General features: G+C 70.9%; 22 protein-coding genes and 7 tRNA genes. 19 read left to right on the forward strand and 10 right to left on the reverse strand.

The window, feature by feature from the left end; genetic code table 11:
- Window positions 1–50 precede the first annotated feature (50 nt).
- A complete protein-coding gene (locus D1J63_RS30010) occupies window positions 51–335 on the forward strand; it encodes a zf-TFIIB domain-containing protein (RefSeq protein WP_061445717.1) in 285 nt (94 codons plus the stop codon).
- A gap of 52 nt (window positions 336–387) precedes the next feature.
- On the opposite strand, the gene D1J63_RS30015 is transcribed toward D1J63_RS30010, so the two are convergent.
- The 5 genes from D1J63_RS30015 to D1J63_RS30035 all read right to left on the reverse strand — a co-directional run bounded on the left by D1J63_RS30015 (window position 388) and on the right by D1J63_RS30035 (window position 850).
- A tRNA-Val gene (locus D1J63_RS30015) sits at window positions 388–459 on the reverse strand.
- 25 nt (window positions 460–484) lie between these two features.
- Window positions 485–556, reverse strand: a tRNA-Val gene (locus tag D1J63_RS30020).
- Window positions 557–592: 36 nt separating this feature from the next.
- Window positions 593–664, reverse strand: a tRNA-Val gene (locus D1J63_RS30025).
- A 1-nt stretch (window position 665) separates the two neighbouring features.
- A tRNA-Cys gene (locus D1J63_RS30030) sits at window positions 666–739 on the reverse strand.
- Window positions 740–777: 38 nt separating this feature from the next.
- Window positions 778–850, reverse strand: a tRNA-Gly gene (locus D1J63_RS30035).
- A 177-nt stretch (window positions 851–1,027) separates the two neighbouring features.
- Here D1J63_RS30035 and D1J63_RS30040 point away from each other — a divergent pair.
- Genes D1J63_RS30040 through D1J63_RS30050 form a run of 3 tightly spaced genes read left to right on the forward strand, consistent with a single transcriptional unit; the run spans window position 1,028 to window position 3,787 of the window.
- Window positions 1,028–2,092, forward strand: a complete 1,065-nt coding sequence (locus D1J63_RS30040; RefSeq protein ID WP_125633143.1) for a chorismate-binding protein — start codon at window positions 1,028–1,030, stop codon at window positions 2,090–2,092.
- Complete coding sequence (locus D1J63_RS30045) at window positions 2,089–2,910, forward strand: aminodeoxychorismate lyase (protein WP_125633145.1); 822 nt, start codon at window positions 2,089–2,091, stop codon at window positions 2,908–2,910. Before D1J63_RS30040 ends, D1J63_RS30045 begins: the two co-directional genes overlap by 4 nt.
- 52 nt (window positions 2,911–2,962) lie before the next feature.
- On the forward strand, window positions 2,963–3,787 hold the full coding sequence (locus tag D1J63_RS30050; RefSeq protein ID WP_164713039.1) for a GNAT family N-acetyltransferase: 825 nt from the start codon (window positions 2,963–2,965) through the stop codon (window positions 3,785–3,787).
- A gap of 83 nt (window positions 3,788–3,870) precedes the next feature.
- Here the strand turns inward: D1J63_RS30050 and D1J63_RS30055 are convergent, their stop codons facing one another.
- Window positions 3,871–4,395, reverse strand: coding sequence for a DsbA family protein (locus D1J63_RS30055; protein ID WP_164713040.1), 525 nt, complete (start codon window positions 4,393–4,395; stop codon window positions 3,871–3,873).
- Between the two features lie 190 nt (window positions 4,396–4,585).
- Here D1J63_RS30055 and D1J63_RS30060 point away from each other — a divergent pair, with 190 nt between their 5' ends.
- Window positions 4,586–5,041 (forward strand): hypothetical protein, encoded by a 456-nt coding sequence (locus D1J63_RS30060; protein ID WP_102927960.1) that lies wholly within the window; start codon window positions 4,586–4,588, stop codon window positions 5,039–5,041.
- Window positions 5,042–5,255: 214 nt separating this feature from the next.
- Window positions 5,256–5,435 carry a hypothetical protein gene (locus tag D1J63_RS30065; protein WP_102927956.1) on the forward strand — a complete coding sequence of 60 codons (180 nt, stop codon included), beginning with the start codon at window positions 5,256–5,258 and terminating at the stop codon, window positions 5,433–5,435.
- A gap of 85 nt (window positions 5,436–5,520) precedes the next feature.
- Here D1J63_RS30065 and D1J63_RS30070 read toward each other — a convergent pair whose 3' ends face one another.
- Window positions 5,521–6,081 carry a CGNR zinc finger domain-containing protein gene (locus D1J63_RS30070; RefSeq protein ID WP_125633149.1) on the reverse strand — a complete coding sequence of 187 codons (561 nt, stop codon included), beginning with the start codon at window positions 6,079–6,081 and terminating at the stop codon, window positions 5,521–5,523.
- Between the two features lie 289 nt (window positions 6,082–6,370).
- Window positions 6,371–6,784, reverse strand: coding sequence for an SsgA family sporulation/cell division regulator (locus D1J63_RS30075; protein WP_004002642.1), 414 nt, complete (start codon window positions 6,782–6,784; stop codon window positions 6,371–6,373).
- A 191-nt stretch (window positions 6,785–6,975) separates the two neighbouring features.
- Here D1J63_RS30075 and D1J63_RS30080 point away from each other — a divergent pair, with 191 nt between their 5' ends.
- The 9 genes from D1J63_RS30080 to D1J63_RS30120 all read left to right on the forward strand — a co-directional run bounded on the left by D1J63_RS30080 (window position 6,976) and on the right by D1J63_RS30120 (window position 15,313).
- Entirely contained in the window at window positions 6,976–7,428 is a 453-nt protein-coding gene (locus tag D1J63_RS30080) for a TIGR02611 family protein (RefSeq protein WP_125633151.1), read from the forward strand.
- A 78-nt stretch (window positions 7,429–7,506) separates the two neighbouring features.
- Window positions 7,507–7,578 (forward strand) — tRNA-Val (locus D1J63_RS30085).
- Between the two features lie 448 nt (window positions 7,579–8,026).
- Entirely contained in the window at window positions 8,027–9,328 is a 1,302-nt protein-coding gene (locus D1J63_RS30090) for an extracellular solute-binding protein (RefSeq protein ID WP_125633153.1), read from the forward strand.
- Entirely contained in the window at window positions 9,328–10,326 is a 999-nt protein-coding gene (locus tag D1J63_RS30095; RefSeq protein WP_164713041.1) for a sugar ABC transporter permease, read from the forward strand. The genes D1J63_RS30090 and D1J63_RS30095 overlap by 1 nt, the downstream gene beginning before the upstream one ends.
- On the forward strand, window positions 10,323–11,234 hold the full coding sequence (locus D1J63_RS30100; RefSeq protein ID WP_125633155.1) for a carbohydrate ABC transporter permease: 912 nt from the start codon (window positions 10,323–10,325) through the stop codon (window positions 11,232–11,234). Before D1J63_RS30095 ends, D1J63_RS30100 begins: the two co-directional genes overlap by 4 nt.
- 12 nt (window positions 11,235–11,246) lie before the next feature.
- Window positions 11,247–11,846, forward strand: a complete 600-nt coding sequence (locus D1J63_RS30105; protein WP_125633157.1) for a hypothetical protein — start codon at window positions 11,247–11,249, stop codon at window positions 11,844–11,846.
- A gap of 119 nt (window positions 11,847–11,965) precedes the next feature.
- The gene (locus D1J63_RS30110; RefSeq protein WP_125633159.1) at window positions 11,966–14,704 is read left to right on the forward strand and encodes a Tat pathway signal sequence domain protein; all 2,739 of its coding nucleotides are present in this window, start codon (window positions 11,966–11,968) and stop codon (window positions 14,702–14,704) included.
- A gap of 39 nt (window positions 14,705–14,743) precedes the next feature.
- Complete coding sequence (locus tag D1J63_RS30115; protein ID WP_125633160.1) at window positions 14,744–15,202, forward strand: SRPBCC family protein; 459 nt, start codon at window positions 14,744–14,746, stop codon at window positions 15,200–15,202.
- 39 nt (window positions 15,203–15,241) lie between these two features.
- Window positions 15,242–15,313, forward strand: a tRNA-Val gene (locus tag D1J63_RS30120).
- A 46-nt stretch (window positions 15,314–15,359) separates the two neighbouring features.
- Here D1J63_RS30120 and D1J63_RS30125 read toward each other — a convergent pair.
- The gene (locus D1J63_RS30125; protein ID WP_125633162.1) at window positions 15,360–16,085 is read right to left on the reverse strand and encodes a 3'-5' exonuclease; all 726 of its coding nucleotides are present in this window, start codon (window positions 16,083–16,085) and stop codon (window positions 15,360–15,362) included.
- Window positions 16,086–16,256: 171 nt separating this feature from the next.
- Here D1J63_RS30125 and D1J63_RS30130 point away from each other — a divergent pair, with 171 nt between their 5' ends.
- From D1J63_RS30130 to D1J63_RS30145, 4 genes are all read left to right on the forward strand, one after another.
- A complete protein-coding gene (locus tag D1J63_RS30130; protein ID WP_125633164.1) occupies window positions 16,257–16,823 on the forward strand; it encodes a DUF4365 domain-containing protein in 567 nt (188 codons plus the stop codon).
- Window positions 16,820–18,094, forward strand: a complete 1,275-nt coding sequence (locus D1J63_RS30135; RefSeq protein ID WP_125633166.1) for a hypothetical protein — start codon at window positions 16,820–16,822, stop codon at window positions 18,092–18,094. Before D1J63_RS30130 ends, D1J63_RS30135 begins: the two co-directional genes overlap by 4 nt.
- Window positions 18,095–18,186: 92 nt before the next feature.
- Window positions 18,187–20,163: a threonine--tRNA ligase gene (gene thrS, locus D1J63_RS30140; RefSeq protein WP_125633168.1), complete on the forward strand. Its 1,977-nt coding sequence runs from the start codon at window positions 18,187–18,189 to the stop codon at window positions 20,161–20,163.
- 151 nt (window positions 20,164–20,314) lie between these two features.
- A complete protein-coding gene (locus D1J63_RS30145; protein WP_125633170.1) occupies window positions 20,315–20,863 on the forward strand; it encodes an HIT domain-containing protein in 549 nt (182 codons plus the stop codon).
- A 130-nt stretch (window positions 20,864–20,993) separates the two neighbouring features.
- Here D1J63_RS30145 and D1J63_RS30150 read toward each other — a convergent pair whose 3' ends face one another.
- Entirely contained in the window at window positions 20,994–22,649 is a 1,656-nt protein-coding gene (locus D1J63_RS30150) for a hypothetical protein (RefSeq protein WP_125633172.1), read from the reverse strand.
- Between the last annotated feature and the right edge of the window lie 14 nt (window positions 22,650–22,663).

The following is a 22,663-nucleotide window of genomic DNA, read 5'->3' on the forward strand; positions in this document are numbered from 1 at the left end:
GTCCTGGCGAAACGCGAAGCAGGACCGACCGGCGAGGAGTTGAGCCGAGCATGCAGTGCCCCAAGTGCCACGCACCGATGCACACCTACAACCGCAACGGCGTTCAGATCGAGCAGTGCAGCGGCTGCCGCGGCATCTTCCTCGACTACGGCGAGCTGGAGTCGCTGACCCGCCTGGAGGCCCAGTGGTCCCAGCCCGCGCCGCCGGCCCCGCCCGCCGCGCCGCAGGCCTACCCGGCGGCCCAGGCGCCGGCCTGGGGCGCCCCGCACGGCGGCCACGGTCACTACGGCCACCACCGTCAGAAGAGCTTCGGCCGGATGCTCTTCTCCAGCTGAGCCCACGACGAAGCCCCCGGCCGCTCGAGGCGGCCGGGGGCTTCGTTCCGTGTGGACGATACTGGGATTGAACCAGTGACCTCTTCCGTGTCAGGGAAGCGCTCTCCCGCTGAGCTAATCGTCCTGGAAGCACCAGGTGCGGTACTGCGTGCGCGATACTGGGATTGAACCAGTGACCTCTTCCGTGTCAGGGAAGCGCTCTCCCGCTGAGCTAATCGCGCGGGGATCCTTGCGGACCGGTGATCCTTGCGGATCAGTGGACGATACTGGGATTGAACCAGTGACCTCTTCCGTGTCAGGGAAGCGCTCTCCCGCTGAGCTAATCGTCCTTGGAGGTGGAGACGGGATTTGAACCCGTGTAGACGGCTTTGCAGGCCGTTGCCTCGCCTCTCGGCCACTCCACCAGGAGCGTAGGAGGCCCGGGAGGCCCCCTGTTCCTGCGAGCGGACGACGAGGCTCGAACTCGCGACCTCAACCTTGGCAAGGTTGCGCTCTACCAACTGAGCTACGTCCGCCTGTCGGTTCGGTCCGCTTGCGCGTCCCGGCGACGTGATGAACTCTAGCGGATTCCGGGGCCAGCACAAAAACGCGTTTGTGCAGCGTGCTGCGGTGCGTCCGCTCGCGGACCTGGTCAGGGCACCCGGAAGGACACGTTCGGGTCACCTCGGGGCCACCCGCCTAGACTCGACAGCGTGCTCGACCTCCCTCCCCTCGCCCGCTTCGGGGACCGTCTCGCGACCGGTCTCCTCGACGTCACGAGCGATCCCGCCGCCCTCGACTCCGAGGGGTTCTGGGCCGTCTGCGCCGACTTCGAGGGCCGCCTGACCTGCGCACGCTTCGCGGACGTACGGAAGGAGCCGGTGCCCGCGCCCGCGCCGGGAACGTGGCGGGGCCCCGCCGTCGGCGACTGGACGTCCTCCCTCGACCGCGCCGCGTACACGACGGCCGTACGGCGCATCCGCGCGCACATAGCCGCCGGCGAGGTCTACCAGGCCAACCTCTGCCGGGTGCTGACGGCGCCGATCGGCCCGGGCGCCGACGTGGACGCGCTCACCGCCCTGCTGGCCCGCGGCAACCCGGCGCCGTACGCCGGAACGATTCGGCTGCCGGAGCACGGCGTCGAGATCGCCACCGCGTCGCCCGAGCTGTTCCTGCGCCGGGTCGGCCGGACGGTCGAGTCCGGGCCGATCAAGGGCACCGGGCGGACCGAGGCCGACCTGCTGGAGAAGGACTACGCCGAGAACGTCATGATCGTGGACCTGGTCCGCAACGACCTGGGGCGGGTCTGCGCCACGGGCACGGTCTCGGTGCCCGACCTGTGCGTCCTGGAGAAGCACCCCGGCCTGGTCCACCTGGTGTCCACGGTGCGCGGCGAGCTGCGCGCGGGCGCCGGCTGGCCCGAACTGCTCGACGCCGCCTTCCCGCCCGGTTCCGTCACCGGCGCGCCCAAGGCGAGCGCCCTGCGGATCATCGAAGCGCTGGAGACCGCGCCCCGGGGCCCGTACTGCGGCGGCATCGGCTGGGTCGACGCCGACCGGGGCACCGGCGAGCTGGCCGTCGGGATCCGCACCTTCTGGATCGACCGCGCCGCCGACGCCCCCGCCGCGCGGCTGCGCTTCGGCACCGGCGCCGGCATCACCTGGGGATCCGACCCGGAGGGCGAGTGGCGGGAGACCGAACTGAAGGCGTCCCGGCTGCTCGCGGTAGCGTCGGGGGCGTACGAGGCGAACGTGAGTGGAGAGGCACTGGCGACGTGAAGATCTGGCTCGACGGCGGGTTGCGGGACATCGATACCGCCCGCGTCTCCGTGTTCGACCACGGGCTGACCGTGGGCGACGGCATCTTCGAGACGGTCAAGACGATGGACGGCAGGCCGTTCGCACTGACCCGGCACCTGGACCGGCTGACCCGCTCGGCCCGGGGCCTCGGCCTGCCCGACCCCGACCTCGACGAGGTGCGCCGCGCCTGCGAGGCCGTCATCGGGGCCAACGCCGTGCCGCTCGGCCGGCTGCGGATCACCTACACCGGCGGCCACGGCCCCCTCGGCTCCGACCGCGGCGAGCACGGCCCGACCCTCGTCGTCGCCCTCGGCGAGGCCGGCCGCCGTCCCGACTCCACCGCCGTGATCACCGTGCCGTGGACCCGCAACGAACGCGGCGCGCTCACCGGCCTGAAGACCACCTCGTACGCGGAGAACGTCGTCGCCCTCGCCCGTGCCCGCGAACGGGGCGCCACCGAGGCGCTGTTCGGCAACACGGTGGGGCAGCTGTGCGAGGGCACCGGGTCCAACGTCTTCGTCGTGCTCGACGGCGAGATCCACACCCCGCCGGTCGCCTCCGGCTGTCTCGCCGGGATCACCCGTGCCCTGACGGTCGAGTGGACCGGGGCCCGCGAGACCGACCTCCCGCTGGACGTCCTGGACCGCGCCGACGAGGTGTTCCTCACCTCCACGCTGCGGGACGTACAGGCCGTGCACCGCGTCGACGGCCGCGAACTGCCGGGTGCCCCGGGGCCGGTGACCGCCAAGGCCATGCGCGTCTTCGAGGAGCGGTCCGGGGACGACCTGGATCCGTAGAGCCGCCGAAATACAGCTGCCGTTCTCGTCCCCGGTGGGTAGAACTGCCGTGATGACAACGACCCTGCGGCCGACCGAGCCGCTCCAGCGCGCCGCCGACGGAACCCGTTCGCGCCACTACCAGGTGTGTGTGAACAGCCGTCCCGTCGGCGTGCTTCACCTCGGCACGTCACGCGACCTCGGCGACTCGGTGGCCGTGATCCGCAAGCTGCGCGTCGACGAACCGGACCGGCGGCGCGGCCGCGGCACGGTGGCCGCGCTCGCCGCGGAGGAGGTGGCACGCGGCTGGGGCTGCCGGCTGATGGAGGCGAGCGTCGCCGGCGACGCCGAGGCGGGCACCCGGCTCGCGGAGGCGCTCGGCTACGTCCTGCGCAACCGCACCATGACCAAACCGCTCGGCGACACCCCGCCCCGCCTGCCCGACGGCAGCCGGGCCCGGCCCATGACACCGGAGGACTTCGCCGCCTGGCAGGCGTACGAAACGGAGCACTACGCCAGGACCTGGATGGAGCGGGGCGTGCCCGAGGCCGCCGCGCACGCGAAGGCCCGCCGGGATCACGAAGTGCTGCTGCCGCGCGGTCCGGAGACCGAGAACATGCTCTTCAGCGTGTTGGAGCACGAGGGCGAGCGGGTCGGGATCCTGTGGCTGGCGCTGCGGGAGGACCGGGCCTTCGTCTTCGACGTCGAGGCCGACTCGGCCCACCGGGGCCGGGGCCACGGCCGCACCCTGATGCTGCTGGCCGAGGCCCAGGCGATCGCCGCCGGCCGCCCGCTGATCGGCCTCAACGTCTTCGCGGGCAACACCCCGGCCGAGCGGCTCTACGAGTCGCTCGGCTATCGGACCACGCGGTACAGCTACAGCAAACCGCTGCTGTGACGGGGCGGCGGCCGGTCCCGGCCGCCTCCGCCCCGTCCTCGGGCCCGCCGTCGGAATCCCCGGCTCGGCCGTCCGGAACCTCCTCAGCCCTGCTGCTCGGCGAGCAGCCGGTCGGCGATCTCCTCGACGCGTTCGCGCAGCCCTTCCTGGCTCTTGCCGCCGTCGAGGCGTTCGCCGCCGATCACGTAGGTGGGGGTGCCGGTCACGCCGATCGCCTTGCCCTCCGCCTGGTCGGCGTCGACGATCAGGATGTGCCGGCCGTCGACGAGCGCCGTGTCGAACTCCTCCGCGTCCAGTCCCAGTTCCCGGGCCACCTCGACCAGGAGGGCCTCTCCCTTGCGGTCCAGTTCCGCGACCCGGCCCAGGACGGCTTCGGCGTACGGCCAGCCCATGCCCTGGGCGACGGCCTCCTCGGCGGCCTGCGCGGCGGCGAAGGCGTGCTTGTGCTTCTCCAGCGGGAAGTGCCGCAGCCGCACCTCCAGGCGGTCGCCGTAGCGGGCGCGCAGGGCACGGAGGTCGTCCAGGGCGGTGTGGCAGTCCGGGCACTGGAGCTCGCACCAGACGTCGAGGACGGGCGCGGCGGGACGGACGGGGGAGGAGTCGCTCATGCCCCCATCCTCCCAGCCCACGTCGCGCCGCCCCAACCGGCGTCGTACGCCGCTCGCCGGCACCTGCGGAGGAGCCGACCCCGAGATCTCCCTGATCTCGGGCTCGCGGCATGGCCCCACGGTGGTCGGACGGTGCAGGATGGAAGGGACGAAGTACTCATGCCCGATCGAGCCCAGCCTGGAGGACCGGATGATTGCCGAGACCGTCTGCTCCGCGGTGTCCGCGGCGGGCCTGGGCATCGCGGCGGTCACCGCGTACCGCAGGCGTTTCCTCACGGCCGCCCGTATCGCCGCCTACTCGCTGGTCCCGATCGGCCTGGTGATGACCGGAGTCGTCGAGTGGCTGGCCGACACGGCCTTCAGCCCGGTGGCCTGGGCCGGTTTCGGGGTGCTGGGCGTGGCCTGGGTGCTCTTCATGACCACACGCGCCGTGGAGCGCCGCCGCGGCGGCACCCGCAAGGAGCGCAAGGCGGCCCGGGCCGCCGCACAGCGCGACGCGGTGGCTCCGGGGGCCTCCGCGCCCTCCCTCGGACCGGGGGGTTCCCGTCCGGCCGCCGAGCCCGCGCCCCGGCCGGCGAAGGCGTCCCGGGGCGGTGACGACGACTTCAGCGACATCGAGGCCATCCTCAAGAAGCACGGGATATGACCGCGGGGCCCGCATGGCCCCGGACGGGGACCTGCGGCGCCCGGGAGACACCGCCCGGCGTCCGAGCCCGAGGCGGCACAGCGGTCCGAGGCCGACAGCGCGTGCTCCGGAATGATCACGATCCGAACGAAGATCGCGACATTCAACGAACTCCCGGTCTCGGCGGGCGTGTTGATCGCGTGGACGCCGCCCGCTGCGTCATCATCGCGGCGAGATGCCGGACACCACTCAGCTGGATTCCCAGCTGGACCCGAGACAGAGCGAAACCGCGCGGACGCAGGAAGAACCACGCGGCTGCCTCTTCGCCCTTTCCCAGCCACCGCTCATGATCTTCCTAGCGGTGATCGGGTGTCTGCTGCTCATGGCTTCGTTGCACGATCTGCTGTTGCTGTGAGCCGTACCCGCGCTCCCCGGCGCCACCCGCCGGGGGCCGCGTCGCCGTCCGCGCATCCGCGGCCGCCGAAGCCCCGAGGCCGGCGTCAGCCCGCCGCCTCCTTGCGCCGGGCCCGGTACGCGGCCACGTGCAAGCGGTTTCCGCAGGTGCGGCTGTCGCAGTACCGCCGCGAGCGGTTCCGGGAGAGGTCGACGAAGGCGCGCCGGCAGTCCGGGGCCTCGCAGCGCCGCAGCCGCTCCTGCTCCCCGGCGACCACGAAGAACGCCAGCGCCATCCCGCAGTCCGCGGTCAGGTGGTCCGCGACGGAGGCGCCGGGCGCGAAGTAGTGGATGTGCCAGTCGTAGCCGTCGTGGTCGGTGAGACGCGGTGTGGTGCCGGCGGCCGCGACCAGGTCGTTGATCAGTCCGGCGGCCGTGCGCGCGTCGGGGGCGGCGAAGACCGCCGCGAACCGTCCGCGAATCCTGCGCACCGCCGAGAGGTCGACGTCCGAGAGCACGCCGACGTCGCTGATTTCGTGCGTTCCCACGAATTCCTGGAGGGACGCGACGTCCGGCAGTCCGTCCGGGGCCGATTCGTCCTCCGGCACGGTGTTCACCAGATCCACCACGGTGTCGAGCGCGCACCGGGTGTCGTGGGTGATCAGCACGTTTCGCTCCCTGGCCTGGGGGTCGGGCGGGCGCCCGCCGATGCTGGCCGATGGTAGTGGCTCGCGCGGCGGGCGAACCGGTCACGATCCGGTCCCGGCCGCCGATTGCCCTGAAGACTGCCCCTACAACGACGGTCGGCCCGCCTTCGTTCCCGGCGCCGCGCACGCAGCGGCGCCGCCCCCGCGGTGATCCGCGGCGGCGACGCCGGTGTGTGCCGTATGCGGTTGTCCGGGCCCGTGCCGTCACCCCGAGTCGACGGCGACGGGCGGCTTCACGCGGGGCCCCGCCCTAGCTTTCCGCCAGGATGTGCGAGAGCTCCTGATCGAGATCGAAGTGCCGGTGTTCCGTGCCGGGGGGCACGGCGGCGTCTGTGCGCTTCAGGAAGGACTCCAGGGCCCGCGCCGGGGCCTCGAGCAGCGCTTCGCCCTCCGGGGAGCTGAGAGCGATGCACACGACGCCCTGGCCGTGACTGCGCGACGGCCAGACACGGACGTCGCCGGTCCCGGTGGGACGGTGGAGACCTTCGGCGAGGAGGTCGCGGGCGAACACCCACTCGACGGTCTCCTCGGCTCCGGTGTGGAAGGTGGCGTGCACGGCGTAGGGGTCGGCCGTGTCGTACCGCAGGCCTGCGGGGACAGGCAGGGAGGACTCGCTCGACACAACGAGGCGCAGGTGCAGCTCGCAGCTGACCGTGGTGTTCATAAGCGCCAGGGCCTTTCGCTCAGTGTGCGCTCGGGGATTCGCACGTCGGCGAAATCGACATGCCACCTACGGTGCCGTTGTAAACCCCTCTGAGTGTTTTGCGTGTGTTTACGTAACTCTTCCGGCCGAGAGATCGTTCGGGTCGTGCGCCCATTCCGGTGACACGTTTCGCTCCGGTAGTGTTTGGCCGTATGAACACGGGGAGTGACAAGCCCGGCGAGGCAGTCGTGGCGGAAGACCGTACGGGGACGGACGAGGCCGGGGCGCAGCGCGCGCTCGGCTCCCGTGCGCCGGAATTCGTCAAGGCGCGCCGTGCGCTGCACCTGAGCTGGCAGGTCGGTGTCTTCGTCGTCGGCCTCGCGGTCGTGGTGGCCGGCGTCGCCATGCTGGTGCTGCCCGGACCGGGCTGGGTCGTGATCTTCGGCGGCATGGCGATCTGGGCGACCGAGTTCGTCTGGGCCCAGCTGGTGCTGCGCTGGACCAAGCGCAAGGTCACCGAGGCGGCGCAGCGTGCCCTCGATCCGAAGGTGCGGCGCCGGAACATCATCCTGACCGCGACCGGTGTGGTGATCATCGCCGTGCTGGCCGGTGTCTACCTGTGGAAGTTCGGCCTCGAGATGCCCTGGAACATCAAGGACCAGTGATCGCCCGCGGGGGTGCGCCGTCGCGGCCCCCGTTGGTCACGGGCGTCTCTGACATGGGGTAATGTTCTTCCTGCGTCCGGGCGATTAGCTCAGTGGGAGAGCGCTTCGTTCACACCGAAGAGGTCACTGGTTCGAACCCAGTATCGCCCACCGGATCATCAGGCGGCCCCGTTCACGAAAGTGAGCGGGGCCGCCTTGGTGTGCCGTACGCGGGGGTGCGTCGGCCGGTGAGCGGGTGCCCGCCTTCCTGGGCCGTGCGTCCTGGTGGGCCGGCTCGCGAAGGCGCGTCGCGCGGGGTCGGCAGGGTCCCGGCCCGGGGCCTTCCGCTTCCGCCCGCCTTCACCCAACCGTGACCTTCCGCGCCACCCGCTCAGGCGGGCCCTCAGGCGTTCGGCCCGTCGGCCGCACCGCGCCGACCTGGCTGTTCTCCCTGCCGTCGACCGCGAGACCACGAGCGAGTGCCGTCGCCCTCGCACGGCGGTGCCCGTGAATTCCTGTCCGAATCATTGACGCGCCCCCGGGCCCTCCGTACCTTGTGCCAGCAAGCGCTTACTTGAAACGATTCATGAGGCGGACGCGACGTCGCGGGGAGGCTCGTATGCAGCAGAGCGGGAATGCGGAGCGGCAGGCCGGGAGGCGCACGATCCTCAAGGCGGCGGGGGCCTCGCTGGCCGTCGCGGGACTGGGGGCCACGGCCACCGCGTGCGGCGGCGGCAGCGGCTCGGGGGACGGAACGGTGACGATCCGTTACTCCTGGTGGGGTGCCGAGGACCGGGCCGAACGCATCAACAAGACCATCGCGCTCTTCGAGAAGAAGTATCCGAAGATCAAGGTCAAGACCGACTTCCAGCCGTACACCGACTTCTGGAAGAAGTTCAACACCCAGGCGTCTGGAGGCAATCCACCGGACGTCTTCCAGAATGCCATCGGATTTCTCCGCAAATACGATGCCAAGAATGTGCTGCTCGACCTGAGCGGACAGGTCGAGGCGGGCAACCTCTCCATGGACGGATTCCGCGCGGGCCTGGAGAAGTTCGGCGAAATCGACGGCAAACTCCTCGGCGTGCCCGTCGGTTCCAACTCGATGGCCCTGGTCATCGACAAGCACGTCTACACCCGGGCCGGCATCAAGCCCGAACAGGGCTGGACGTGGGACGACTTCGACGAGGCGATGACGAAGGTCCGCGACAAGACCGGACGGGCCGGCGACAGCGGCATGTACGGCGTCATGTACCTCTACGACCTGTACCTGCGTCAGAACGGCAAGGCCTTCTTCACCGAGGACGGACTCGGTTTCACCGAGGCCGACCTGACCACCTGGTGGACCAAGGCGGAGAAGGACGTGAAGTCCGGCCTGTTCGCCGACCCCAAGAAGGTCGCCCAGATCAAGCCCAAGTCGGCGCTCTCCGCCGAACTCGCCGGCAGCGAGTTCACGTGGGACAACTTCACCGTCCGCTACACCTCCGAGGGCAAGAGCGAGTACGGCCTCGCGCCGATCCCGACCACCGACGGCAAGCGGACCGGCCAGTACCTGGGCTCCCTGATGCTCAGCGCCTACAAGCGCACCGAGCACCCGAAGGAGGTCGCCCAGTTCATCGACTTCATGGTCCACGACCCCGAGGTCGCCAAGATCATGGGCTACGACCGCGGTGTCCCGACGACGCAGACCCAGTACGACGCGTACAAGCCGACCGATCCCGTCAACAAGGCCATCGCCGCCTACGAGGAGTCGCTCGTCGAGGCCGGCGTCCTGGAGCAGATCACCCCGCACCCGAACGGCGCCGACATCTGCGAGGCCGCTTTCCTGCGCATCGCCGAGGAGATGGCGCTCGGCTCGCGGTCCGTCGAGGAAGCCGTCAAGCAGTTCTTCACCGAGTCGAAGACGGCTCTCGCCGGCTGATGGGAAGCGCCGTGACACACGCCCCCGCGACGGAGGCCCGGACGGACGCCGAGCCGCGCCACGGTCCGGTGAAGTCCCCGCGCCCCGCCGGGCCGAAGCAGCGGGGCCGCCGGGAGAACCTGGCCGGATACCTCTTCATGTCCCCCTGGATCGCCGGCTTCCTGCTGCTGACCGCCGGACCGATGGTCGCCTCGCTCTACTTCGCGTTCACCGACTACAACCTGTTCGACGCGCCCCGGTGGATCGGCCTGGACAACTTCTCCGAGATGTTCGGCGACCCGCGCTGGCGCCACTCCGTCCGGGTCACCCTGTGGTACGTCGTGGTCGGCACGCCGATCAAGCTGATCGCCGCGCTCGGCGTCGCCCTGCTGCTGGCGCAGAAGCGGCGCGGCCAGGCCTTCTACCGGGCCGCGTTCTACGCCCCGTCGCTGATCGGCGCGAGCGTGTCCGTCGCCATCGTGTGGAAGGCGATCTTCTCGGACGACGCGGTCGTCGACCGCACCCAGCAGCTCTTCGGGATCGACGCCGGCGGCTGGACCGGCGACCCCGAGCTGATCATCTACAGCCTGGTGGCGCTCACCGTCTGGCAGTTCGGCGCCCCGATGGTCATCTTCCTGGCCGGTCTGAAGCAGGTGCCGCGCGAGCTGTACGAGGCGGCCGACGTGGACGGCGCGGGGAAGCTGCGGCAGTTCTGGAACATCACCCTGCCGATGATCTCCCCGGTCCTCTTCTTCAACGTCCTGCTGGAGACCATCCACTCCTTCCAGATCTTCAGCTCGGCCTACATCGTCGGCGGCGGCGCCGGAGGCAACGCCTGCGGCCCGGCCGACGGGACGATGGTCTACACCTGCTACCTGTACGTCCAGGGCTTCGAGAACAGCCGCATGGGCCTGGCCTCCGCCATGGCGTGGATGCTGCTGGTCGCCGTCGCCCTGGTCACCGCGGTGCTGTTCTGGTCCCAGAAGCGCTGGGTGCACTACGAGGAGGGCGGCCGATGAGCGCGCAGGCCACCGACGTCACACCCGTCACAGACGCCCCACCGCCCCGGTCCACCAGGGCGGCCGTGCTCCGGCGCAGGCTGCCCGGGTCGCTCGCCTGGCACCTCGGCTCGCTGGCGATCCTCGCCGTGATCCTCTACCCGGTGCTCTGGGTCATCGGCGGCTCGTTCAAGGAGAGCGGCGACATCGTCGGCAGCCTGGACCTCTTCCCGGGCGACCCGATCACGGACAACTACACGAGCCTGGCCGACGGCATCGCGGACATCTCGATCTCCACGTTCTTCTTCAACTCGCTCTTCCTCGCCGTCGGTTCCGTGATCGGGATCGTGATCTCCTGCTCGCTGACCGCCTACGCTTTCGCGAAGATCAGGTTCGCCGGCCGCAACCTGCTCTTCACCCTGATGATCGGCACGCTGCTGCTGCCCTACCACGTGCTGCTCATCCCGCAGTACGTGCTGTTCCGCAACCTGGACATGATCAACACGTACACCCCGCTCCTGCTGGGGAAGTACCTGGCCACCGAGGCGTTCTTCGTCTTCCTGATGGTGCAGTTCATGCGGAACCTGCCCAGAGAGCTGGACGAGGCCGCCCGGCTCGACGGCTGCGGGCACTTCCGCATCTACTGGTCGATCGTGCTTCCGCTGTGCCGGCCGGCGCTGATCACCAGCGCGATCTTCACCTTCATCAACTCCTGGAACGACTTCATGGGCCCGCTGATCTACCTCAACGAGCCCGGCAAGTACACGATCTCCCTCGGCCTGAAGATGTTCGTCGACCAGGAGGGCCTGGCGAACTACGGCGGCATGATCGCCATGTCGCTCGTCGCCCTGCTGCCGGTCCTCGCCTTCTTCCTGGCGTTCCAGCGCTATCTGATCGACGGCATGGCGACGTCCGGCCTGAAGGGCTGAGGTGGGGCCGCGATGACCGAAGCGCGTGCCAAGGCCCGTACCCGGCCGGGGGAGTCCCGGTTCGCCCAGGGCTTCGCCCTGTTCGCCGAATGCCTGCTCACCGGCGTGTGGATCGCGGTGGCCGCGCTGCCGCTGGTCACCTACCCCGCGGCCTTCGCGGCCGGCGCCCGGCACCTCGGGCGCCGGATGGCTCACGAGCGGGGCGGCTGGCGGGAGTTCGTCGCCGACTTCCGGGCGGCGGTGCGTCGCGGATGGCTCGTCGGGGTCGCCGGGTGGGCCGCCCTCGCGGTGGTCTGGGTCGACGTACGGGCCGTACGGGACGGTCTGCCCGGCGGCCCGCTGGTCGGCGCCGTCGGCGTCCTCGCCCTCATCGGAGCGGTCGTCGCGGGACTGCGCGCGGCGGCGGACTGGCGCCCGGGTGCCTCCTGGCGGTCGCTGCTGGCCGGCGCGGGGCGGCGCACGGTGCTCGACCCGGCCGGTTCCTTCCTCCTCGTCGGCGGGCTGGCCGTCGTGGTCTGCTCCGCCTGGTTCAGCGCCCCGCTGGCGGTCGCCGTCCTGGGCGCCGTCGCCGCGGCGGCCGTCGCGGTGGAGGAGCGCTACCGGCGCCGTTGATCCCGGGGCGGTCCCGTGCCGGAGCGGCCGCCCCCCCCACCGAGGTCGGCGCCCCGGCGTCGCACCTCTGGCTGTCATGCCCTTGACACCCCTGCACACCCGCACGGAAAGGAAAGGCCATGTCCCCCATCCCCCGCAGGTCCCTCCTCAAGGCAGCCGCCGTCGCCGGCGCCGCCGCCCAGTTCAGCTGGGCACTGGGCACGAAGAACGCGCAGGCCGCGCCCGCCGCCGCGCCGGTCGCCGACGACAGCCCCGTCACCCTGAACTGGCTGGAGGACGGCGGCCTGGGCGCCGCCCCCGGCTCCACCGTCGGCGTCCCCTGGCCCAGGGGCACCTTCCGGGAGGACCAGTCGTTCGCCGTCACGGACGCCGACGGCACGGCCGTACCCGTACAGTCCTGGCCGCTCGCGTACTGGCCCGACGGCTCCCTCAAGTGGACCGCCCACGCCGTCGGTTCCGGAAACGGCAAGCTCACCCTGGCCGCCGGCACCCCCGCCGCCCCCGCCAAGAAGGTCACCGTCGACCGGCACGGCGGCACCATCGACATATCGACCGGCGTCATCACCGCGAGAATAGGGACGTCCGGGTCGACCCTGATCAAGTCGGTCACCCGCGGCTCCACCGAGATCGCCAAGAACGGCCGCCTCGTCCTGCTGCGCCAGCCCGAGATCGAGGACGGCGACCAGGGCACGGTGAAGTACGAACGCTTCGACGGCGCCGTCGACGAGGTGAAGGTCGAACAGGAGGGCCCGGTCCGCGCCGTCGTCCGCATCGTCGGCAAGCACCGCAAGGGCCACCGCGGCTGGCTCCCCTTCTCCATCCGCCTCTACTTCTACGCGGGCGCCGACTCCTTCCGCATGGTGCACACCGTCACGTTCGACGGGAAGCAGGAACCCGGCAAGGCAAGCGGCGACTTCATCCGCGGCCTCGGCGTCCGCTTCACCGTCCCGATGCGCGACGAGGCCTACGACCGGCACATCCGGATCGGCGGCGAGGGCACCGGCCTGCTCCGCGAGGCCGTCAAGGGCATCACCGGACTGCGCCGCGACCCCGGAGCGGCCGTGCAGGCCGCGCAGTTCGCCGGTGAGAAGCTGCCCGACCCGTCCACCTGGGACCAGCGGGTCACCACCCGCCTCCAGTACATCCCCGAATGGGGCGACTACACCCTCTCCCAGCTCTCCGCCGACGGCTTCACCGTGCGCAAGCGCACCAAGAAGGGCCACGGCTGGATCGGCGCCGGCGGCGGACGGCGCGCCTCCGGCTTCGGCTACGTCGGCGGCGCGAGCGGCGGCCTCTCCTTCGGCCTGCGCGACTTCTGGGAGAAGCACCCCGCCCAGCTCGACATCCGCGACGCCCGGACCGACGAGGCGGAGGTCACCCTCTGGCTCTGGTCGCCCGAGGCCCAGCCCATGGACCTGCGCTTCTACCACGACGGCATGGGCCAGGACACGTTCCCCGAACAGCTCGAAGGCCTTAACATCACCTACGAGGACTACGAACCCGGCTTCGGCACCCCCTACGGCATCGCCCGCACCTCGGAACTCCTCTTCTGGGCCAACGCCGCCACCCCGAGCGCCGAGAAGCTCGCCGCACAGGTCGAGGCGGTGCGCGTCCTGCCGCAACTGGCGGCCCCGCCGAAGCAGCTCATCAAGGCCAAGGTCTTCGGCCCCGGCCTCTACTCCGAGCCCGACCGCTCCACCCCCGCCAAGGCCAGGATCGAGGACCACCTCGACTTCCTCTTCACCTACTACAAGGACCAGGTGGAGCAGCGCCGCTGGTACGGCTTCTGGGACTACGGCGACATCATGCACACCTACGACGCCGCCCGGCACACCTGGCGGTACGACATCGGCGGCTACGCCTGGGACAACTCCGAACTCTCCCCGGACCTCTGGCTCTGGTACGCCTACCTGCGCTCCGGCCGCACCGACATCTTCCGCTTCGCCGAGGCCATGACCCGGCACACCGGCGAGGTCGACGTCTACCACCTCGGCGAATGGGCCGGCCTGGGCACCCGCCACGGCGTCCAGCACTACGCCGACAGCGCCAAGCAGCAGCGCATCGCCAACACCACCTACCGGCGCTTCTACTACTTCCTCACCGCCGACGAACGCGTCGGCGACCTCATGCGCGCCAACGTCGACTCCGACGAGACCTTCCTCGCCCTCGACCCGCTCCGCAAGATCCGCACCGAGCCCTACACCCCCGACCGCAACGCCCTCTCGATCGGCTTCGGCACCGACTGGAGCGGCCTGGTCTCGGCCTGGCTCACCGAGTGGGAACGCAAGGGCCCGCAATGGGAGAAGGCCCGCGACCGCGTCCTGTCCACCATGGAGACCATCGCCGCCCAGCCCAACGGCTTCGTCCAGGGCAGCGGCCTCTACGACCTGGACACCGGGAGGTTCGCCGTCGCCGACACCCCGAAGGTCGAGGTCTCCCACCTGTCGGCCGTCTTCGGCCTGAACGAGCTGTGCGCCGAGCTGATCGACCTCGTCGACCTGCCGGAGTTCGAGGAGGCGTACTACGACTACTGCCGCTACTTCAACGCGAGCAAGACCGAACAGGCCGAGCGCTACGGCTCCAACTTCGGCAGCCTCATCCTCTTCCAGGGCCACTCGCGCCTCGACGCCTACGCCGCCGTGCGGACCGGCGACGACAAGCTCGCCACGCGCGCGTGGCAGAAGTTCTACGACTCCGACGGCTACAAGGAGTCGGCGCCCTGGAAGACGGAGAAGGTGAGCGGTCCCGCCGCCCTGGTCCCGGGCAGCGAGGCGAGCTGGGTCTCCACCAACGACACCGCGCTCTACGGCCTCGCCGCCATCGAGAACCTCGCACTCCTGGGGGACAGGATGCCGTAGCGGGCCCCCGGCCGGCGCGGGCGCGGGCACACTGCACGGGTGGACTGGAACCATTACCGCTTCCGCAGCCTGTGGGCCCTGCCCGCGCCCGCCCCCGACGTCTACCGGGCCCTGGAACGCATCGAGGACTACCCCCGCTGGTGGCCACAGGTGCGCGAGGTCACCCGGCGCGACGACACCAGCGGCGTCCTGCGGGTCCGCTCCCTCCTCCCGTACGACCTGACGACGGTCCTGCGGGAGGGGCGGCGGGACCCCGCCGCCGGGGTGCTGGAGGTCGTGATAAGCGGCGACATGGAGGGCTGGGCGCGCTGGACGGTGGCCTCGCACGGCGCCGGCACCCTCGTCCGCTACGACCAGGAGGTCGTCGTCGGCAAGCCCCTGCTGCGGCGCCTCACGGTGCCGGGAAGGCCCCTGTTCCGGGCCAACCACCGCCTCATGATGCGGGCCGGGCGACGGGGGCTCGCCGCCCACCTGGCAGGGGGCCGGCAAGCGGTTTGATGGAAACGCCGAGCGCACTGTATTGTTCAGTGCGTTCCCGGGCGATTAGCTCAGTGGGAGAGCGCTTCGTTCACACCGAAGAGGTCACTGGTTCGAACCCAGTATCGCCCACCGGGAAGAGCCGGTCCGTCACAGGCGGACCGGCTTTCTCATGTGCTCACGCCGCCGCCGGCAGGTCCGGTCGCAGTGGCCAGGCCGGGTCGACCGCCTCCTCCGTGCCGTTGAGCGCGAACCACGCCTGCAGCCCGCGCGCCTGACCGGCGTGCCACACCGCCTGAAGGGTGTGCAGCTCGGCGGGGGACAGGCGCTCGAGCCGCGCCTGGAAGCGGCGCCCCACCGCCCGTACGACCTCCAGTGCCGCCTGCGCGTCGGCCGCCGCGTCGTGCGCGCCCTGCAACTCCACGCCGTAGTGCGCGCACAGGTCGGTGAGGGTGCGCCGGCCCTTGCGGTAACGGTCCAGGTGCTTGTCCAGCACCCGCGGGTCCAGCACGTGCAGCGACGTCCGCTCCAGCCAGCGGCCGAGCGACGAGGCGCGGTGCCGGCGCAACTCCCGGTCCAGCAGGGTGAGGTCGAACGGCGCGTTCATCACCACCAGCGGCCGCCCGGCGCGGGCCTGCTCGGTCAGCGCCTCGGCTATCTCGTACATCACCGGTGCCGGCCACCGCCCGTGCCGCTCCACATGCTCCTGGGTCAGCCCGTGCACCGCCGTCGCCGCCTCGGGCACCGGCACGCCCGGGTTCACCAGCCACCGGGTCACCCGCGGGCGCAGCCCCGGCGCGTCCTGGACGACGAGGGCCGCCGACACGATCCGGTCGGTCTCGGTGTCCACACCCGTGGTCTCCGTGTCGAAGGCGGCCAGCGGCCCCTCGAACCAGCTCGTCATAGGGCACTCAACTCCTCGTCCGAGCGCGGCAGCTGACGCGCCGTCCCTTGTCCCGGTTCGGTGATACCCGGGCTGTTTGCGACGTACGCCGGAAGGACACAACAGGAGTACGGGTCTTTGCAGTTCACAGACCCGCTACGGGGATTCACCAGTTCTGGAAGGCTGTTGGTCATGGCCATTGCGCAGCCCGAACGGGGCGGGCTGCTTCCGGAGCGCACCGCACCCCCACGCGGCTCTCTCGCCACCACCGCCTGCATGGAGACCTTGCAGGTCGGCTACCTCCACGCGGTCGCCGCCGCCGCGGGCTGCTCGCTCTCCCAGCCCTTCCCGGACAACGGCATCGACTGGCACGTCAGCCACAGCGCCCCCGGGCACACCGTCGACGACGAGGTCACCATCAAGGTGCAGCTCAAGGCCACCTACCAGATCGCCCCCGGACCGCCCGGCCGCTTCTTCTCCTTCACCCTCGACAACGACCACCTGACGAAGCTCGCCCGCACCCCGGTGTCGGTGCACAAGATCCTGGTCGTGATGATCGTCCCCCGGTCCCGGGACCAGTGGCTGCGCGCCGGCCACGACCGGCTCGACCTCAGGCACTGCTGCTACTGGACCAACCTCGCCGGACATCCGGTCACCGGACGGCGGCGCACCACCGTGCGGATACCGACCGCGCGGATCTTCGACGACCGGGCGCTGTGCGAGATCATGACGCGGGTCGGGACGGGAGGCAAACCATGACGCACCGCCCGGCCGGCGAACCCCCGCGGTCCGTCCAGCCCCTGCGATCCGTACGGCCGCACCCGGCCGACACCCTCGACGACGCCACCCCGGACGGCCTCCCGTCCCGGCCCGACGCCGTCGACCCGACCGTGCTGACCGCCCTGCTCCACCGGCACGGCTGGCAGCGCCGCGGCGGCGCACCGGGCCGCTACGGCCGCTGGACCCCGCCCGGCCGGGCCGCCGGAGCCACCAGCCTCCTGGTACCGGTCAGCCGCGCCTTCCCCGACAGCGACGACCTCCTCGCCGAGGCGCTGCACGCCCTGTCCCGCAGCGGTACGCCCGCCGCCCGAGAGATCCTGCTCTCCCTCGCCGTCCCCAGCGACGAGATCCGCTGGGAACGCGACGTCCCGACCGGGCCCGCCGACACCGCCTCCTGGGCCGCCGAAGAGCAGCTGCGCTCCGCCGCCCGGCGGATGCTCCTCGCCGGCGCCCTCGCCACACGCGCGCGTGCGGGCTACTACGGCGCCCGGCACCGGCACGCCGCCGCCGCGGCCCTGGAGAACGTCCTGGTGGGACCCGCCCCGGGTGGCCGCCTGCTCACGGCGTTCCTCCCCGTCGACACCGGCCGCGCCCTCGCCGTACGCCTCCACCAGGCCCTGTACGCCGCGCGTGAGGCCGTCGACTACCGGCGGGCCACCGGTGGCACCGAGGCCTTCGACTCGGCCGTCGCGGCGGGGGTCAGCCACGAGCTGGCCGAGTCGCTCGTATCCCTGGTCCGCGGCACCGAGGGCGCCCGGATAGCGGTCGGCTGGGCACCGGCCGCGGGCGTCCCCGAGGGCTGCGGCGCCCACGCCGAACCCGTCGAGTTCTCGCCCGGCGACCTGCCCGCCCTGCGCGAGGCCGCCGCCCGCTACCTGCGCGCGGAGCCCTCCGTCCCGGTGCGGATCACCGGCACCGTCGTCCGCATGCGCCGGCCCGGACCACGCGGCCCGGGCACCGTACGGCTGCGGGTGCTGGCCGGGGCCGAGGTGCCGCACGTGCGCGTCGCGCTCGACGAGGAGGCCTACCGGATCGCCGGGCACGCCCACCTCGTCGGGCTGCCGGTGCGGGTGCTCGGGCGGCTGGAGAGCCGGGGCGGGTTCCGCCGGCTCACCGGAGCCTGCGAGATCACGCCCGTCCAGGTCGACGAGGCGGAGCGGGACCGGCTGCTCAAGGCCGTCCAGGAGCACGTCGAGGTCGCGGCCTTCCTCGAGGAGGCCTGCGGCGACGGAGGCGAGCGCCGGTACTGATTTCGCGGTGGGCGGGCCCGGGTCGGTACGATCGCCCTCATGCGTGCGCTCCGGTATGGCGCCGCAGCCCCACCTTCAGTCAGGAGAGACCGGTGTCAGACGTCCGTGTGATCATCCAACGCGATTCGGAGCAGGAAGAACGCGTGGTGACGACGGGCACTACGGCCGCCGAGCTCTTCGCCGGCCGGCGCTCGATCATCGCGGCGCGCGTGGCCGGTGAGCTCAAGGACCTCGCCTACGAGGTCAAGGACGGCGAGACCGTCGAGGGCGTCGAGATCTCCTCCGAGGACGGCCTGAACATCCTGCGCCACTCCACCGCGCATGTGATGGCGCAGGCCGTGCAGGAGCTGTTCCCGGAGGCCAAGCTGGGCATCGGGCCGCCCGTCAAGGACGGCTTCTACTACGACTTCGACGTCGAGAAGCCCTTCCACCCCGATGACCTCAAGGCCATCGAGAAGAAGATGCAGGAGATCCAGAAGCGGGGGCAGCGCTTCTCCCGCCGCGTGGTCACCGACGACGCCGCCCGCGAGGAACTGGCCGACGAGCCGTACAAGCTGGAGCTGATCGGTCTCAAGGGCTCCGCGTCCCACGACGACGGCGCGGACGTCGAGGTCGGCTCCGGCGAGCTGACGATCTACGACAACCTGGACGCCAAGACCGGCGAGCTGTGCTGGAAGGACCTCTGCCGCGGTCCCCACCTGCCCACCACCCGCAACATCCCGGCGTTCAAGCTCATGCGCAACGCCGCCGCCTACTGGCGCGGCAGCGAGAAGAACCCGATGCTCCAGCGCATCTACGGCACCGCCTGGCCCACCAAGGAGGAGCTGAAGGCGCACCTGGAGTTCCTCGCCGAGGCCGAGAAGCGCGACCACCGCAAGCTCGGCAGCGAGCTGGACCTGTTCTCCATCCCGGAGCAGATCGGCTCCGGCCTCGCCGTCTTCCACCCCAAGGGCGGCATCATCCGCCGGGTCATGGAGGACTACTCGCGGCGGCGCCACGAGGAGGAGGGCTACGAGTTCGTCTACACCCCGCACGCGACGAAGGGGAAGCTCTTCGAGACCTCGGGCCACCTGGACTGGTACGCCGACGGCATGTACCCGCCCATGCAGCTCGACGAGGGCGTGGACTACTACCTCAAGCCCATGAACTGCCCGATGCACAACCTGATCTTCGACGCCCGGGGACGGTCCTACCGTGAACTGCCCCTGCGCCTGTTCGAGTTCGGCACCGTGTACCGGTACGAGAAGTCGGGCGTCGTGCACGGCCTGACCCGGGCCCGCGGCTTCACCCAGGACGACGCGCACATCTACTGCACCCGCGAGCAGATGTCGGAGGAGCTGGACAAGACCCTCACCTTCGTCCTCAACCTGCTGCGCGACTACGGCCTGACCGACTTCTACCTGGAGCTGTCCACCAAGGACCCGGAGAAGTTCGTCGGCACCGACGAGGCCTGGGAAGAGGCCACCGAGACGCTGCGCCAGGTCGCCGAGAAGCAGAACCTGGAGCTGGTGGCGGACCCGGGCGGCGCCGCCTTCTACGGTCCGAAGATCTCCGTCCAGGCCAAGGACGCCATCGGCCGCACCTGGCAGATGTCGACCATCCAGCTCGACTTCAACCTGCCGGAGCGCTTCGACCTGGAGTACACCGCCGCGGACGGCACCAAGACCCGCCCGGTCATGATCCACCGCGCGCTGTTCGGCTCCATCGAGCGGTTCTTCGCGGTGCTCCTGGAGCACTACGCGGGCGCCTTCCCGGCGTGGCTGGCGCCGGTGCAGGCGGTGGGTATTCCAGTGGGCGACGCTCACGTGCAGTACCTGGAGGAGTTCGCGGCGGAGGCGCGGCGCAAGGGACTGCGCGTCGACGTGGACTCGTCCTCGGACCGGATGCAGAAGAAGATCCGCACGCAGCAGAAGCAGAAGGTCCCCTTCATGATCATCGTCGGTGACGAGGACATGCACGGGGGCACGGTGTCGTTCCGCTACCGCGACGGGTCGCAGGAGAACGGCATCCCGCGTGACCAGGCGCTGGCGAAGCTCGTTGATGTGGTGGAGCGCCGGGTTCAGGTGTGACATGCTCCCCGCACCGGCGGGGATGGTCCGTTCATACCGGTTGTCGGACACACGAAGGTGCTTTGCTCCCCGCACACGCGGGGGTCGGCCCCCGGGAGAAGCTCCCGGGGGCCCTTTCAGTGTCCTGGCGCCGACGCCATATGCTGCACGCATGACGAGTGAGCCGGAGCAGCAGCTGGGAGTGGGGACACCGGACGCTTTCCAGCGTCTGTGGACGCCCCACCGGATGGCGTACATCCAGGGCGAGAACAAGCCGAGCGGCCCCGGCGCCGACGACGGCTGCCCCTTCTGCTCGATCCCGGCCAAGTCCGACGAGGACGGTCTGATCATCCGGCGCGGTGAGCACGTGTACGCGGTGCTGAATTTGTACCCCTACAACGGCGGCCACCTGATGACCGTCCCCTATCGCCACGTCGCCGACTACACCGAACTGAACACCGTGGAGACCGCGGAACTGGCCGAGCTGACGAAGCAGGCAATGACGGCCCTGCGCACCGCGTCGGGCGCCCACGGCTTCAACATCGGCATGAATCAGGGGTCCGTGGCGGGCGCGGGCATCGCCGCCCACCTGCACCAGCATGTGGTGCCTCGCTGGGGCGGTGACACCAATTTCCTTCCCGTGATCGGCCACACGAGGGTCCTGCCCCAGCTCCTGGGCGACACCCGCAAAATGCTGGCGGAGGCCTGGCCGACGGCTTAGCCCTCGGCCGAGGGGTGGACCAATCAGCCCGTCCGGCGTTTGAGGACGAGGCCGTCCAGGCCGAAGCGGGGTCTGGGGGCGCAGCCCCCAGGGACGCCCACCCCAACACCCCCGCCCCACCGCCGGAGGCCTACGCGTCGTAGACGTCCGCCTTCTTCGGCACCGCCTCCTGCACGGCCCCGCTCAGGCCGCCCGCGCGGGCGCCGAACTTCTCCGTGTCCACGCCGTTCTCCTTCAGCACCTTGATCGCCGCCGAGTGCACCGCCCGCAGCACCGGCGTGGCGGCGCGCAGCGCGTCGTCGGCCATGAAGCGGTGCCGCCAGGGCCGGTCCGCCCAGGCGTGCCGCACGCCGAACGGCTCGGGCAGCGTGAGCTTGCCGCCCAGCCAGTACAGCAGCGGGGGATACCAGGTCAGCGGGGCCCGCGCGGCCAGCCGTACCACCTCGTCGGTGTCGACCAGCGGCAGCTTGACCGTGCGGGTCTCCCAGAACTTGACCGACTTCTGGACCGTCTTCTCCTTGGCGGCCGGCTTGCTGGTGAACAGGGAGTGCACCGGCCCCAGGGCGTGCCCGGTGACCTCGATGCGCAGTGTCTCGTGCAGCACCGTCACGGTGATCAGCATGGAGATGACCAACTGGCCGTCCCACAGCGTCCACTGCACGCCCAGGTAGTGCCGGTCGCCCGCGCCGAACTGCTGCTTGTCGCAGATCTCCTGTATCGCGTGCTGCTTGACCTGGTACGCCTCGACGTCGGTGCCCTCGGGCCGGGACACCGAGTCGGCGTTCTCACCGATCGGGGTCACGATCCAGTGCCGCACGGTCGGCTTGGTGAAGCCGCCGGTGTGCAGCGGGCCGCGCTCCAGCATGCGCAGCCGGTCGTGGATGGCCTTGATGACGTCCCAGCTGCGGAACGGGTTGATCTCCCGGTCCGGGTCGGCGGGGACCAGTTCCTCGGCGAGCTGCCAGTTCCCCCAGCGGGTGCCCATGCCGAGGATGCCCTTGGGGCCGGCGTAGAAGACGGAGTTGGACTGCTGCTCGGCGCTGAGCCGGGCCAGGGACTGCCGCAGTTCCTCGGCGGCCGTCTCACCGGGGCTGCTCGGCACCGCCTCGGGCACCTTGGCGCCCACCCCGGCACCGGACAGGAGGCCGCTCCAGCGCTCCCGGAGGTCGCGCGCCGTGCGCTCGCAGATGCGCTTCGCCCAGAACCAGCCGATCACCGGGGCGACCACGCAGGCGCGCGCGTACCAGGCCCAGAAGCCGCCGAAGGGCATCTTGAGCAGGAAGAGCACGGCGAGGACCGCCATCGCGAGCAGCAGCGCGGTGGCGAGCGCGCCGGCCCGCTTGTCCTCGCGCCGGGCGACGGTGGTGCGGATCTGGAAGACCAGGAGCCAGATCAGCAGTCCGGGCAGGAACAGCAGCCCGCACAGCACCATGACGGCGCTCAGCCAGTTGTCCCGGTCCCTGCGTATGCGGTGCGCCGCGAGGCTGTGCTCCACGACCACCTGGGGCTGGGTGCCGAAGGACTGGATGAGCGGGGCCCGCTTGGGGCCCAGCATCCGGTCGATGATGGCGCGGGAGTAGGCCTCGCCGAGATTGGGCCGGAACAGCTTGATCCGGGGCTTGCTCACGGACGACTTGTGCCACTCGCTGTTGGCCTTGAGTATCTCCTCGGCCTCGGTGTCCCGGTAGGCGGCCGAGGCCAGCGCGAACGTGGCCGTCTGGCCGCCGTCGTCCGTGCGCGGCACCTGCGGTCCGAAGAAGTCCGCGTAACCGCCGTCAACGGTCATTCCCGCCCCCGATC

It is taken from the genome of Streptomyces sp. KPB2 (assembly GCF_003950055.1).
Lineage (GTDB): Bacteria > Actinomycetota > Actinomycetes > Streptomycetales > Streptomycetaceae > Streptomyces > Streptomyces salinarius.